Origin of the sequence: Brenneria sp. g21c3 (assembly GCF_040240345.1) — a bacterium.
Classification (GTDB): Bacteria; Pseudomonadota; Gammaproteobacteria; order Enterobacterales; family Enterobacteriaceae; genus Brenneria.
In genome coordinates, this window is record NZ_JBEIAB010000003.1 from 63,471 (window position 1) to 76,100 (window position 12,630).

General features: G+C 60.8%; 16 protein-coding genes. 13 read left to right on the forward strand and 3 right to left on the reverse strand.

Going from position 1 to position 12,630, the window contains the following annotated elements:
* Positions 1-3: 3 nt before the first annotated feature.
* The 5 genes from ABRZ28_RS05450 to sctL all read left to right on the forward strand — a co-directional run bounded on the left by ABRZ28_RS05450 (position 4) and on the right by sctL (position 2,616).
* On the forward strand, positions 4-210 hold the full coding sequence (locus tag ABRZ28_RS05450) for a type III secretion system major pilin HrpA (protein ID WP_319602654.1): 207 nt from the start codon (positions 4-6) through the stop codon (positions 208-210).
* 64 nt (positions 211-274) lie between these two features.
* Positions 275-631, forward strand: coding sequence for an EscI/YscI/HrpB family type III secretion system inner rod protein (locus ABRZ28_RS05455; protein WP_319602653.1), 357 nt, complete (start codon positions 275-277; stop codon positions 629-631).
* A 4-nt stretch (positions 632-635) separates the two neighbouring features.
* A complete protein-coding gene (sctJ, locus tag ABRZ28_RS05460) occupies positions 636-1,412 on the forward strand; it encodes a type III secretion system inner membrane ring lipoprotein SctJ (protein ID WP_319602652.1) in 777 nt (258 codons plus the stop codon).
* 9 nt (positions 1,413-1,421) lie between these two features.
* Entirely contained in the window at positions 1,422-2,003 is a 582-nt protein-coding gene (locus tag ABRZ28_RS05465) for a type III secretion protein (protein ID WP_319602651.1), read from the forward strand.
* Between the two features lie 10 nt (positions 2,004-2,013).
* Positions 2,014-2,616: a type III secretion system stator protein SctL gene (gene sctL, locus ABRZ28_RS05470; protein ID WP_319602650.1), complete on the forward strand. Its 603-nt coding sequence runs from the start codon at positions 2,014-2,016 to the stop codon at positions 2,614-2,616.
* Between the two features lie 35 nt (positions 2,617-2,651).
* Here the strand turns inward: sctL and yczR are convergent, their stop codons facing one another.
* On the reverse strand, positions 2,652-4,079 hold the full coding sequence (yczR, locus tag ABRZ28_RS05475; RefSeq protein ID WP_319602649.1) for a MocR-like transcription factor YczR: 1,428 nt from the start codon (positions 4,077-4,079) through the stop codon (positions 2,652-2,654).
* Positions 4,080-4,170: 91 nt separating this feature from the next.
* Between yczR and yczE the strand changes: the two genes are divergently transcribed.
* The 7 genes from yczE (at position 4,171) to ABRZ28_RS05510 (ending at position 9,357) form a co-directional block, all read left to right on the forward strand.
* The gene (yczE, locus tag ABRZ28_RS05480; RefSeq protein ID WP_319602648.1) at positions 4,171-4,785 is read left to right on the forward strand and encodes a membrane protein YczE; all 615 of its coding nucleotides are present in this window, start codon (positions 4,171-4,173) and stop codon (positions 4,783-4,785) included.
* Between the two features lie 213 nt (positions 4,786-4,998).
* Positions 4,999-5,223 (forward strand): serine kinase, encoded by a 225-nt coding sequence (locus ABRZ28_RS05485; protein WP_319602647.1) that lies wholly within the window; start codon positions 4,999-5,001, stop codon positions 5,221-5,223.
* A complete protein-coding gene (locus tag ABRZ28_RS05490; protein ID WP_319602646.1) occupies positions 5,210-5,644 on the forward strand; it encodes a type III secretion system chaperone in 435 nt (144 codons plus the stop codon). The genes ABRZ28_RS05485 and ABRZ28_RS05490 overlap by 14 nt, the downstream gene beginning before the upstream one ends.
* Positions 5,637-7,673, forward strand: a complete 2,037-nt coding sequence (gene sctC, locus ABRZ28_RS05495; RefSeq protein WP_319602645.1) for a type III secretion system outer membrane ring subunit SctC — start codon at positions 5,637-5,639, stop codon at positions 7,671-7,673. The genes ABRZ28_RS05490 and sctC overlap by 8 nt, the downstream gene beginning before the upstream one ends.
* 15 nt (positions 7,674-7,688) lie before the next feature.
* Positions 7,689-7,880, forward strand: coding sequence for an HrpT family type III secretion system protein (gene hrpT / locus ABRZ28_RS05500; RefSeq protein WP_413556081.1), 192 nt, complete (start codon positions 7,689-7,691; stop codon positions 7,878-7,880).
* Entirely contained in the window at positions 7,873-8,220 is a 348-nt protein-coding gene (locus ABRZ28_RS05505; RefSeq protein ID WP_319602643.1) for a type III secretion protein, read from the forward strand. The genes hrpT and ABRZ28_RS05505 overlap by 8 nt, the downstream gene beginning before the upstream one ends.
* A gap of 138 nt (positions 8,221-8,358) precedes the next feature.
* Positions 8,359-9,357, forward strand: coding sequence for a type III secretion protein HrpN (locus ABRZ28_RS05510; RefSeq protein ID WP_330519684.1), 999 nt, complete (start codon positions 8,359-8,361; stop codon positions 9,355-9,357).
* 231 nt (positions 9,358-9,588) lie between these two features.
* On the opposite strand, the gene ABRZ28_RS05515 is transcribed toward ABRZ28_RS05510, so the two are convergent.
* Entirely contained in the window at positions 9,589-9,933 is a 345-nt protein-coding gene (locus ABRZ28_RS05515; protein WP_319602641.1) for a DNA-binding protein, read from the reverse strand.
* A 1-nt stretch (position 9,934) separates the two neighbouring features.
* Positions 9,935-11,305, reverse strand: coding sequence for a pectate lyase (locus ABRZ28_RS05520; RefSeq protein WP_330519685.1), 1,371 nt, complete (start codon positions 11,303-11,305; stop codon positions 9,935-9,937).
* 200 nt (positions 11,306-11,505) lie between these two features.
* Here ABRZ28_RS05520 and ABRZ28_RS05525 point away from each other — a divergent pair, with 200 nt between their 5' ends.
* Entirely contained in the window at positions 11,506-12,567 is a 1,062-nt protein-coding gene (locus tag ABRZ28_RS05525) for a malate/lactate/ureidoglycolate dehydrogenase (protein WP_330519686.1), read from the forward strand.
* The last annotated feature ends 63 nt before the right edge of the window (positions 12,568-12,630 follow it).

Sequence of the window (12,630 nt, forward strand, 5' to 3'; positions counted from 1 at the left end):
ATTATGTCATTAGGACTTTCACAAATCGCTTCACAGACCGCCGCGCAAACGCTGGATGGGGCTATGTCGGCTTCACTGACTAAATCCGCGGCCTTTCAGGCGCAAAAAATCGCGCTGGATACGGATAACGCCATTCTGGACAGTCAGGTGGACTCCGCATCCAAGTCGTTGAATGCCGGGATCAAAGCGTCGAAAACCATCCAGTACTGATCCTGAAATGGCCTGCCGGTAACGTGCGCTGGCAGGTCATCATTACGTTGCAATGGACATTCCCATGAAGATCAATCAAATGAATGCGTCAACCCCGATCAGTATCGAGGCGGAAGCCGGTTCGGCGTTCAGTCAACAGGATATCGCCTGGTTCAGCGCGTCATTGACGCAGCCGCCTTCCGCGCCGCCGGCCGGCGGCAATAGCGCCTGGCTAAGCGCGCTGGCCGAGAAATCTCAGGGACTCAATGCCGAATTCAAAAACGCCGAGCGCGAGGTGACCCGCGCGGTACGCTTAAGTAACCCTAAAGACGTGCTGGATTCAACCCGGACGCTCTCTTCTTTTTATCTGGAAAGTCTGTTTAGCGCCAAGCTGGTGGCTAAAAGCGTTCAGAGCGTGGAAAAACTGACCAATTTACAGTAGCGGCATGATGAAAACTGACTTACGAGCACTCTGGCTGCTGGTACTTCTGCTGGCGCTGAGCGGCTGCGGCGATCCGATAGAGCTGAATCGGGGTCTGTCGGAAAACGACGCCAATGAGGTGATCGCCGAGCTGGGCCGCCATCGGATTACGGCGGAGAAACGGGTGGATAAGACCGGGGTCACCCTGATTATCGATGCGCAAAACATGGAAAGGGCTGTCAATATTCTCAATGCCGCCGGATTGCCCCGACAGTCCCGCACCAATCTGGGCCAGGTCTTCCAGAAAAGCGGCGTGATTTCCACGCCGCTGGAAGAGCGGGCGCGATACATTTATGCGCTTTCGCAGGAGGTGGAAGCCACCCTGACGCAAATCGACGGCGTGCTGGTGGCGCGCGTGCATGTCGTGCTGCCCGAACGGATCGCGCCCGGCGAACCGGTGCAGCCCGCCTCGGCGGCGGTTTTTATCAAATACCGGCCTGAGCTGGATCCGGACGGCATCGAGCCGCGCATCCGGCGTATGGTCGCCAGCAGTATTCCCGGGCTGTCCGGCAAAAGCGATAAAGACCTGTCGATTGTTTTTGTGCCTGCCGAGCCATACCGGGACGTCATCCCCGTCGTGACCATCGGGCCGTTTACCCTGACGCCGCAAGAGGCGGCGCGTTGGCAGTGGAGCGCCGCCCTGCTGGGGCTGCTGGTCACCAGCCTGTTGTCATGGCGTCTGGGCGGGCCTTACGTACGGCAGTGGCGGCAAAAACGGGCCGGGACTTCGCAACCGCATTGACGAGGGGGAATGATGACGGATCGCGCTCGCATCGACTGGGTAACGTGGTGGGCGGGCGGCTGTGTGTTGCAGGCCGCTCCCGGCTGGGATGATAAACATGGCTTCACGCCCGCGACGCGCCGGCTCGAGCTGTTTATCCATGCGAACCCGGCGGCGGTCTGCCGTTGTTTTGATCTGCCGATGCAGATCCCTCCCGAGCCGCAGCCTTCGCTGATGCGGATTGGCGAACTTAACGTCGGGCAGCGGACGCAGATACTGCATCTGATGGCGGCGGTCTGTCTGCCGTCGCGCCATCGGCGGGAAATCAGCGCCGAGCGGCAAATCTGGTGCCGGCGTCTGGCCAAAGCGCTGCGTCCCGGCCTGTGGTTGCCTGATTGCTGTACCTTTGCGCACGAAACGGACGCGCTTATGCTGCTGCGCGCCCGTTATGGCGAAGCGTGCTGGCCGCGTCTGCGGCTGCTGTATCCGCGCGGCCTGGTCGAACGCGTTGCGGATTTTAAACATCCCTTGCCGGCCGGTCGGCTCAACGCGCTGTGCGATGCCTTGATCTGGAAAGTCGCCGCGCCGGAACGGATCGCCACACACTCATAAGGAACGGGAAATGCTGACCAAAAAAACGTTTTCCACCCTGAACGGCGCAACCCGGCGGGAAGGCGTGGTGATCCCCGCCGCGCGGGTCGCGGAACATGCCGACAGCCGCTCGCTGATGGAACATGCGCAGGCGCAAGCCGCGGAATTGCTGGCGCAGGCGGAACGTCAGGTACGGCAGCAAATCCGCCAGGCCACCGAGCAGGCGCAAGCCGATTTCTGGCGGCAGGCGGATGCGCTGCTACAGGGATTTCAACAGGATCGGGAGAAGCTGGAGCAGATTTGGCTCATGCAATCCGGGCAGCTATTGCGCGAAGCGTTAAGCCGGCTGTTGGATGAGATCCCGGACGATCGTCGGCGGGCGGCGCTGTTGAAACAATTGCTCAGACAGCGGCAGGATGACGCGCGCGGCACGCTCTATTGTCATCCTGCGCAAAAGGATGAAGTGGAAAGCTGGCTGCAAGCCCATGCGCATTTGGACTGGCGACTTGCCGGCGATGAGTCGCTGGCGAGCGACGAGCTAAAACTGATTACCCCCTGCGGCGTGATGTCGCTCAGTTGGCGGCTCGCCGCCGAACGGCTGATGCCGGAGGCGGAGGCGATTTCTCCGGCATAACGCGAGGCGGCGCTCCGCAATGTCGCGGCGGCGTTTTACACCACCATTCCGCGTCCGCCATCGCGCCTGGTCTGCGCCAGATGCGTCCACAGCGGCTGTAAGCGATCCAGCGCCGCGTTCATCTGTGACGTTTCCAGCGCAAACGGCAGACGCAGAAAACGCTCAAAAGCGCCCTCGGCGCCGAAGCGCGGCCCCGCGCCGATGCGGATGCCGATCGTTTCGGCGCTGGCGGCAAAGATGGTCGCTAACGGTTGCGGCAGCGCTATCCACCAGGACAGCCCTCCCTGGGGGACGGTCATGCGCCAGTCGGGAAACCGCTCGCGTATTGCCGCGCCGCTGGCGTCGCGTCGTTGGCGCAGTCGCTCGCGTCGCGGCGCCAGTATGTTATCCGCCTCGCCGAGCAGCGCGATGACGGCCAACTGCTCCAGTAGCGGCGATCCCAAATCCAGCGTGTCGCGTACCTGAGCCAGCGAGGCGATAGTCCGCACCGGCGCGCGGATCCAGCCCAGCCGTAAACCGCCCCAGAAACTTTTTCCGGCCGAGCCCAGGGTGATCACCTGATCGGCCTCGTCGAATGCCGCCAGCGGCGGTGGCGGCGGCGCGTCAAACCATAAATCGACCATGGTTTCATCCGCCACGATAGTGGTGTGGGTTCGGGCGGCGATCTGCGCCACTATCCGGCGGGTCGGGGCGTCCATACAGCGTCCGGTCGGGTTATGGAAGTCGGGCAGCAGGTAAGCCAGACGAGGGGATGTCTGGGCGATGGTCGCCGCCAGTCCGTCGGTGTCCCAGCCGCGATCGGGCAGGCTGACCGGCACCGGCCGACAGGAAGCGCCTTTAATCGCGGCGAGCGCAACCGGATAGGTGGGGTGATCGATCACGACGCGGTCGCCGGGGCCGGTCAGCAAACGCAGGATCAGGCTAAAACCACTGACCGCGCCGTTCACCACCATAATTTGCTCCGCCGTGGTGGGCAGCCCTCGCGCCGCGTAACGCTGTGCGATCGCGTGACGGAGCTCCGGCAGGCCTTGCTGATCGTATCCCGTGGAACTCAGGTGCGCCGGCAGGGCGGTCAGCGCGCTGGCGTAGGCCTGATGGATCTCCGGGCCGGCGGGCAATGCGGCGGTGGAGAGATCCAACGTCGGCGTCATGCCCGGCGAACCGGCGGCGGCGGGCGCGCTTTCCGGCAGGATGGTGACCGTGCCGGAGCCATGACGGCTGACCAGATAACCTTCTTCACGCAGTTGCGCCAGCGCCGTCGCGACCGTTGTGCGGCTGAGGCCGAGCGCCGCCGACAACGCCCGTTCGCCGGGGAGTCGGCTATCCTGCGGCAGGCGGCCGTCAAGCATTAATAACCGCAAGGCATCCGCCAGTTGGCGATAAACCGGCGTCCGCGGCAAATCCTGGCGCCAGCGGCCCAGTAGCCGAACGACCGAGGGCGTACCTATTCTTCGCGGTGTCATAGCAGTCCACTTTATGAAAACTGGACCTTAATATTAGGGCCGGTTTGCGTGAATGTATAGCGATGCCTGAGAGGATGTACGAGGAAAAAAAATGGTCCGTCGTTTGATTCAACTTTATATCGGCCTGACGTTATACGGCGTTTCTACGGCGATGTTCGTGCGCGCCAATCTGGGCGCGGATCCGTGGAACGTGTTTCATCTGGGGGCGGCGCGCATCTTTTCGCTCAATGTCGGCATGGTGATGATTATTGTCGGCGCGCTGGTGCTGTTGTTGTGGATCCCGCTGCGTCAACGGCCCGGACTGGGAACCGTCAGCAACGTTATTGTGGTGGGACTGGCGGCGGACGCGGCGCTGATGCTGATGTCGCCGCCGGCTTCGCTCCTGGCGCGCAGCGCGCTGTTGGCCGCGGCGATAGCCGTCAATGCGCTGGCGACCGGGATGTACATCGGCGCGGGGTTCGGCGCCGGCCCGCGAGACGGACTGATGACCGGCATTAACGCCCGTACCGGCTGGTCGGTGCGCAGCGTACGCACGGCGATTGAGGTCGGCGTGTTGCTGTCGGGCTGGCTGATGGGCGGCGCATTAGGCGTGGGGACGGTCTTGTACGCCTTGTCGATCGGACCGCTGATCCAGTTTTGCCTGCCGTGGTTTCTGGTCAAAAAGCGTCCTGACAAGCCGCTGCCGCGGCCGACCACGGCGCCTTAACGCCGCGTCGTCCCGTTTTACTCCGCTGTCCCATTCTCGCCGTTCTGCCTTCATCGAGAGGGTTGTCGGCGGTCTGCGTTGAATTCATCCCTCTTACTGATGTCGTGCCGCTGAGCGGCGGCGCGGCGATCGGCACTATTCGTGGAACTCCCGCCGCGCGTCGGCCACTCAATGGCTGCCAATCTTAGTAACCGTGCAGAAGGAGAATTCACCATGTCCTACAACGCCATACAACGTCGTCTCGATGCGCATTTCGTCAACGCCCAACGGGATCTGGATAATATGGCGCTGGATGTCGCCGGCGGCGGCGCCGGTCCGGCCGACAGCTATGCCTTTTTTGAAGCCTCTCTGGACTATTCCAACGCCAATTGGGCGGTGGGGCAATTGCTGAGCGTAAAACACGGTCTGGCGAAGTCGATTATCAATGACTTCAACTGATCTGACCGCACTGCTGGACGGTTGGCTAAACGGCATGTCCGCCACGCTCCGGCTTGAGATAGACAACGAACCGGTGTCGCTCCACCGACATGTTCAGGGAATTGCCTGTTGCGCGGCTATTCCATTGCCGGGGGACGCGGGCGAAGCCGTGCTCGAACGCGCGCTGCAACTGGCGACGGTCGCCAGACGGCAGTATGGCGAAGACGCCGCGGCCCTGTCGCTGTCGGCACAGGATGAACAACTGTGGCTGTGGATGAAACCAGAGCCGGATGATGTCCTGCAACTGTGCCGCTGTCTGGAGATGCTGCTTAATCAGCGGGATGTCTGGCAAAGCCTGCTGGCGTCGACGCGCGCAGCGGCGGCCCCCGGCCCGTTGAATTTGAATACGCTGGCTTTTTTGCAAGGAGATCGGCATGCGTAACGCGCTGTATGTATTTTTTTTAACGTTATATCGCTGGTTTTGCTGGTCGCTGGTGCTGCTGGGGATGATCCCTGCGGCGCACGCCAGCATACCGGCGGCGTGGAATAAAGGGGCGTATGCCTATGCGGCGGAGCAGACGCCGCTGTCGACGATATTGACCGATTTTGCCAACAGCCATGGCGTGGAATTGTCCATGGGCAAGCTGAATGACGCGCTGGTCGAGGCTCGCATCAGGGCCGAAACGCCCGCCGCCTTTCTCGATCGTCTGGCGCTGGAGCACCGTTTCCAATGGTTTGTGTACAACCATACCCTCTATATCAGTTCTCAGGATGAGCAGGCGTCGCTGCGTCTGGAAATTTCCCAGGATGCCGCCCCCGACCTGAAACAGGCGCTGAGCGGCATCGGATTGCTCGATCCGCGTTTTGGCTGGGGCGAACTGCCGGAGGAGGGGGTGGTGCTGGTGACGGGGCCGCAGGCTTATATCGATTTGATCCGGGAGTTCAGTCAGCAGCGGGAAAAACAGGATGAACGCCGCAAGGTGATGATCTTTCCGTTGCGCTATGCCTCGGTGTCGGACCGGACGCTGCAATATCGCGATCAGCGCATCGTTATTCCTGGCGTGGCGACGATCCTCAACGAACTGATGGATGGTCAGCGCGCCGCCCCGGCCGGCGCGGCCGGTTCTACGCCCGCCGTGGCGGATAGCGGGATGGAAGCCATGCGGGAAAATACGCGGGCGATGATGGTTCGCATGGCCATGCGCAACAACCCGGCGCGCAACGGCGATGAGCGCGGCAGGCTGTCCCTGAATGGCAAGGTTTCCGCCGACGTGCGTAATAACGCGCTGCTGATCCGGGATGATGACAAGCGGCGCGAGGAGTATCAGAGCCTGATCGAGCAGATCGACATCCCGCAAAACCTGGTGAATATCGACGCCATCATTCTGGATGTGGATCGTTCGGCGCTGTCGCGTCTGGAAGCCAACTGGCAGGGCGCATTAGGCAACGTCACCGCCGGCAGCACCATGATGATGGGGCGCAGCACGCTGTTCGTCAGCGATTTTAAACGCTTCTTTGCCGATATTCAGGCGCTGGAAGGGGAAGGCACCGCGTCGATTGTCGCCAACCCGTCGGTACTGACGCTGGAGAATCAGCCGGCCATCGTGGATTTCAGCCGCACCGCCTTCATCACCGTCTCCGGCGAGCGGGTCGCGGAGATTCAGCCGGTCACCGCCGGCACCAGTTTGCAGGTGACGCCGCGCGTTATCGGACAGGACGGCGAGCGCAGTATCCAACTGGTGATTGATATTGAAGACGGTCAGGTCGAAACCGGACGTGACGGCGAAGCCACCGGCGTGAAGCGCGGCAACGTCAGCACGCAGGCGCTGATTGGCGAAAATCGCGCGCTGGTGCTGGGCGGTTTCCACGTTGAAGAGAGCGGCGATCGCGATCATCGCATCCCGCTGCTGGGCGATATCCCCTGGCTGGGCAAGGCCTTTACGTCTACACGACATGAGGTGTCGCGCCGCGAGCGCTTGTTTATTCTGACCCCGCATCTGATTGGCGATCAAACCGACCCGACCCGCTATGTCTCCGCGGACAATCGCCATCAGTTGAACGATGCCATGAATCGCGTTGCGCAGCGTAACGGCACGACCGATCTCTACAGTCTGGTGGAAAATGCCCTGCGCGATCTGGCCGGCAAACAACTGCCGGCCGGTTTTCAACCCGAATCGCGCGGCGCGCGCCTGAGCGAAGTCTGTCGTTCGCAGCCCGGTCTGGTGTATGACAGCGCCCGCTACCAGTGGTACGGCAATGAGAGCGTCAGGTTAACCGTCGGCGTGGTGCGTAACCACGGGACGCGAATACAGCGGTTTGATGAAGCGGTTTGCGGCGGCAGTCGCACGCTGGCGGTGGCCGCCTGGCCGAAAGCGACGCTGGCGCCCGGCGAGTCGGCCGAAATTTTTCTGGCGCTGCGACCGGCGCTATCGACGTCGCCGGGCCGGCGTTCGCTGCTGGCGGCTAATTGATGCGGGAGAAAGATGATGTGGCATAAACGTGGTTTGCTCACTCTGGCCGTGCTGTTTCTGTGCGCCTGTTCCTCATCGCGACAGACGGCGAATTGCACGTCGGTCGCCTGTCGTCCGCAGTCCGACGACCGGCAGCTTGTTATCTGGTGGCAACCGGCATTGCGCACCGGCCCGGCGGATTTCAGCAGGGTGAGCGTCGATGACTGAAGAAGCGGCTATTTTCCAGACGCAAAATGATTTCCTTGCCGCGATGACGATGACGCCGGCCGGCGACTGGCGGCCGACGGCGGGCGTTAGCCTGCGTTTTCGCCGGTCGGCGCGCGAAACGCATCTGCAACTGTTGCTGGCGCCCGAGCGCCGCTATCCGGGCATGTTGCAGCAACTGTTGCAACGGCGTTTTCTTGAAGCGGAAACGCTGGCGGACTGCTACCTGAGCATCAATGAACGGCGCGAGGTGATGCTGTGCTGCCCGTTGCCCGCGGCGGATGCGGAACGGCGTCTGGCGATAAGCAAACTGTGGCGGCTGGCGGGGTTAGCGCCGTTGTGAGCGTTTTCACCGCCGCCGGGCGGGAACTGAACGACGCGGATGATTACTCAACAAATGCGCCCCCTAGCCGGCAGGAATTTACCGGCCGCGAAGGATAGTGGTGTTTGGGATCCACTCATTCAATTACGAGGAAAGATTATGCTTAGTACGGTTAGCTCTCTGGATAACAGTTCTTCATTACAGATCACCATCAAATCAACGGGAGCGGGTAATCCGCTTCAGCCCTCCGGTAATGGCTTGTCGTCTTCATCCTCCGCTTATGGCGGTCAGCAGGCGGGGATCGCCGAACAGTTGGCCAACGTGCTGACGGCGCTGTTGTTCGGGACGCAGGGCCAGGGCCAGGGCGGGACGCGGGGCGGCGGTCTGTTCGATCAAAACGGTTCGGGTCTGCTGTCCGACTCCGCCGGCCTGCTGGGCGCCGGGCTGAATGCCGCGAACCCTAACGCCCAGTTGGGCAATCTGCTGCTCAAGGCGCTGTCCGATATCCTGGACGACGACACGCAGCAAAATGGGCAGAACGGCCTGTTTGGTCAGAAACAACCGACGGATACGGAAAAATCGGCCTATACGCAAGGCGTTAAGGATGCGCTGTCGGCCATTCTGGGCGACGGTTACAGCCAGAGCGCCGGTAATTCGTCGCCGCTGACGCAGGGCAACGGACTGAGCGGCCTGAACGGCGAGTCGTCCTTCAATCAACTGGGCGGCGCGCTGGGGTTGAACGTGGGACAGCAAGCCGGTTTACAGGCGTTGAACGATATCAGCACCCATAACGACAGCCCCAATCGTTACTTCGTCGATACCGAGGATCGCGAGCTCGCCAAGGAAATCGGTCAGTTTATGGATCAATATCCCGAGAAATTTGGCAAGCCGGAGTACCAGAAGGATGGTTGGCCGTCAGCCAAGACGGATACCAAGTCCTGGGCCGAGGCGCTGAGCAATCCGGACGACGATGGCATGACGAAAGCCAGCATGGATAAATTCCTTCAGGCGACGGGGATCATCAAAAGCGCCGTGGCGGGGGATAGCGGCAACGCCAATCTGCATCAGCGCGGCAACGGCGGCTCATCCCTGGGGATCGATGCGGCGACCATCGGCGACCGGATTATCAACATCGGGCTGGAAAAGCTGGCGAGCTGAGAAATAGATACGCATCATGTTTGGATAAAACCGGCGGCGGGGCGCGCGTCCCGCCGCCGGTTATTGTTATGGGCGCATTCGGTTTAACGCCGTCGCCTGGTGAGAGATTTTTAAGGACGGCGCATCCTGAAGACGTTTTGCGCCGGCGGGAAAGCCGCTTGTCCCGGTCGTTATTGTCGGTTCGCGGCGAAGGTCAGGCGGGATCAGCCGGCCGTAGCCGGCTTGATTGCTTTATAAGACGGGTTTCTGAGACGGACGTAGCGCAATCAGATGATCGGCCATCAGACGTACCACCCAGAACGCGGTTTGCGCCACGTCGCTGTGCCGGCCGATTGATGCCTGGTGCGCGTCGTGGCGCAGAAAATCCTGTTCCAGAGAGTCGACGAAGGCGTCGAAATCGAAGCGGCCGCTGCGTTGCGGCCCTTGCTGCGACAACACCTGATGCAGATTTTTCGTCACCTGTCGTATCGCCCCTTCAAAGGCTTCACGCTGCGCCGGCGTCAGATAGCCGCCTTGTTTGACCAGATCGGCCCAGCGCTGGGGCGCGTTATGCGCGTCGGTTACGGATATCGGCATGTCAGTTCACCTGAATGTTAGCGGATGACGGCGTCTTATAGGGGTTGTTGACGTTCGTCAGGTTAACGTTATTGCCGGTCACGTTCAGTTTCTCGCTGTCGCTTTTCACAAACGAGAATTTGCCGTTTTCGGCATCGATATTATTCAGGTTAAGGTTCCAGTTTCCCTGTTGACCGCCGTTAGTGCGGACAAAGGTGCCGAAATCTTTGGCTTTGAAGTTATCCACGGTCAGATTGGCATCGGCGTTAAGCTGGAAGATCTTGTCGCTTGCGCCCTGAGCGCTGCTGTTGGTGATTTCCACATTGGCGGGTTTGCCATTGTTGGATTTCACGGTCAGCGCGTCTTCGCCGACGTTGGTCCAGTGGACGTTATCCAGTTTGGCGTCGCCGCGGACATGTACGCCGTCAGCGGCGTTGTCGCCGAACACCACGTTTTTCAGCGTGGCGCCTTCAGCCAGTTCAAAAATCGGCTTCTGACCCTCTTTCTGACTGCCGTCGCCTAATTTGTTGCCGGCGACGAAGGTTTTCCCGCCGCCGTCAAACACTTCGCCCGGACCGACCTTTATCGTGTCATTCACGGTGGTGACATCCTTGCCGGCGGTGGGGAAAGCCACCTGTCCGGTCTGGCCGGTGTTGCCGGCAGCGCCGGTTCCGGCGGGCGTTACGCCTTTGCCGCCGTCAGTGGCGCCTGAGGGCGATGCGGAAGAGGCGGGGGATGAGGTCGAATTGCCGGCGGAGAACGGATTGGCGGCAGCGGACGGCGAGGTTGACCCTGCGCTTTGCGGCTGCCCGGATGCGCCATTTCCGCCATTTTGCGCATCCAGCAGATTGGCGATCAGCTCCAGCAGCAATGTTTGCAGTTTATTTTCACCGATCTGCCCGCCGCCGTCCGCGGTTGGCGTAATGGCGTTATTCAACGCGCCGCCAGCGGTGTCCTGTAACAGCGAACGAGACAGATTTTCCGGGTTTTGCGCGCTACCGCTAGGGGATAAGCCGGATGACGGCGAGGCGCCGGATGCCGCATTACCCGCATTGCCGGACGATGACAACGGATTTTGCGCGGCTTGTCCATTCTGCGCGCCGTTGGATGTCATCAATTGCTCAAGCAGTTTTATCAATACCTCGCCCAACGCCTGTTGGTCTGAACCGCCGCCAAGCGCATCGGCAGAGCGACCCAGCGGATTGGCGCCCTGTTGTGACGCGTTACTGCCGCCGGCACTATTCGGCATCAGCGCGTTCAGCAGCACGCCCAGCGCTTCCAGCAGTTGCGAATCCTGCTGAGAAGTGCGCTGCGATGAGGTGCCTTGCTGATTAAAATCCGACGCTGCCGCGCCTGACGAGGGCGTGGTCAGGGTAATGCTAATATCTGTCATGATTAACCTCGTAAGTTAAAGTGAGTGTCAGTCGATCTCGTATCAACGACGCGAAACAGAAACGTCTGTTCGCTATGAAATGAGTGAGGAAAGGTTCGGCGGGGTTCCCGCAAGGGAAAAGGTTTTAATGCCGCCGGGTTCGGCAGTAGGATAAAGGCAGACAGATAACGTATTTATTCGTATAGGTGAAGGGAAGACTCATGCAGATTTCAGAAAGTCGTTTAATTGCCATTGCCCGGGCGCTGTTGCAGAAAGCGGGCAGCGAAGCGTCGGAAGCCGCCTGTGTGGCGGAACATTTGGTCGGCGCCAACCTGAAAGGACACGATAGTCATGGCGTGGGGATGTTGCCGCACTACGTGAGTTTTATTAGCAACGGCATCATGCAGCCGAACACCCCGGCCAGGATGATCCGCGACGGCGGCGCGGTGTTGCAGTTCTCCGGCGATCGGGGCTTTGGTCAGCGTACCGGCAAAGAAGCCATGCAGGCGGCGATCGAGCGGGTTAAAACGACCGGGGTTTGTCTGATGACCCTCTCATCGACCTGCCATTTGGGGCGTATCGGCACTTACGGCGAAATGGCCGCCGCCGCGGGCCTGGTATCGATTCATTTCGTTAACGTTAACGACCTCGATCCCATTGTGGCGCCGTGGTGCGGCAGCGAAGCGCGTTTCGGCACCAATCCCATCTGTATCGCTTTTCCGCAGAGCGACAATAACGCCGCCTTTGTGCTCGATTTCGCGACAAGCATCGTGGCGCTGGGCAAAACCCGGGTCGCTTACCTGGCGGGCAAAAAATTTGACGAGGAGGTAATGCTCGACAGCGACGGCAATTCAACCAACGATCCGCGCGTGATGTGGGAAGGGGAAAAGCACGGCGCCCTGAAGCCGATTGCCCGGCATAAAGGCGGCGGTTTAGTGCTGGCGGCGGAAATGCTGGCCGGGCTGCTGTCCGGCGGCGGCACCATCCAACCGGAAAATCCGCGGCATGGCGCGATAGTGAATAACATGACCACCATTGTGATCGATCCCGCCAATATGGTGTCGCTGACGTGGTTGCAGAAAGAGTACGATGCGATGCTGGACTATGTGCGCTCTTCACGCGCGCCGGATCCCCAACAGCCGATCCTGATTGCCGGCGAGCCGGAAATTCACACCCGGGCGCGGCGTCAGGCCGATGGCATCGTGATTTCCGATCAGGAGTGGCAAAAAATTGTCGAGGCGGGGATATCGCTGGGCATGACATCCGCGGATTTCGCCGTGTAAGCGATTTTCCGCGGCGAAAATGCGGCGGGAGTGACATCTGGTTGATATCGCCTACGCTTGCAT

Bases quoted from the DNA above. Each gene is read 5' to 3' on its own strand.
- ABRZ28_RS05450 (WP_319602654.1), top strand. From the start codon at position 4: ATGTCATTAGGACTTTCACAAATCGCTTCACAGACCGCCGCGCAAACG.
- ABRZ28_RS05455 (WP_319602653.1), top strand. From the start codon at position 275: ATGAAGATCAATCAAATGAATGCGTCAACCCCGATCAGTATCGAGGCG.
- sctJ (WP_319602652.1), top strand. From the start codon at position 636: ATGATGAAAACTGACTTACGAGCACTCTGGCTGCTGGTACTTCTGCTG.
- ABRZ28_RS05465 (WP_319602651.1), top strand. From the start codon at position 1,422: ATGATGACGGATCGCGCTCGCATCGACTGGGTAACGTGGTGGGCGGGC.
- sctL (WP_319602650.1), top strand. From the start codon at position 2,014: ATGCTGACCAAAAAAACGTTTTCCACCCTGAACGGCGCAACCCGGCGG.
- yczR (WP_319602649.1), bottom strand. From the start codon at position 4,079: ATGACACCGCGAAGAATAGGTACGCCCTCGGTCGTTCGGCTACTGGGC.
- yczE (WP_319602648.1), top strand. From the start codon at position 4,171: ATGGTCCGTCGTTTGATTCAACTTTATATCGGCCTGACGTTATACGGC.
- ABRZ28_RS05485 (WP_319602647.1), top strand. From the start codon at position 4,999: ATGTCCTACAACGCCATACAACGTCGTCTCGATGCGCATTTCGTCAAC.
- ABRZ28_RS05490 (WP_319602646.1), top strand. From the start codon at position 5,210: ATGACTTCAACTGATCTGACCGCACTGCTGGACGGTTGGCTAAACGGC.
- sctC (WP_319602645.1), top strand. From the start codon at position 5,637: ATGCGTAACGCGCTGTATGTATTTTTTTTAACGTTATATCGCTGGTTT.
- hrpT (WP_413556081.1), top strand. From the start codon at position 7,689: ATGTGGCATAAACGTGGTTTGCTCACTCTGGCCGTGCTGTTTCTGTGC.
- ABRZ28_RS05505 (WP_319602643.1), top strand. From the start codon at position 7,873: ATGACTGAAGAAGCGGCTATTTTCCAGACGCAAAATGATTTCCTTGCC.
- ABRZ28_RS05510 (WP_330519684.1), top strand. From the start codon at position 8,359: ATGCTTAGTACGGTTAGCTCTCTGGATAACAGTTCTTCATTACAGATC.
- ABRZ28_RS05515 (WP_319602641.1), bottom strand. From the start codon at position 9,933: ATGCCGATATCCGTAACCGACGCGCATAACGCGCCCCAGCGCTGGGCC.
- ABRZ28_RS05520 (WP_330519685.1), bottom strand. From the start codon at position 11,305: ATGACAGATATTAGCATTACCCTGACCACGCCCTCGTCAGGCGCGGCA.
- ABRZ28_RS05525 (WP_330519686.1), top strand. From the start codon at position 11,506: ATGCAGATTTCAGAAAGTCGTTTAATTGCCATTGCCCGGGCGCTGTTG.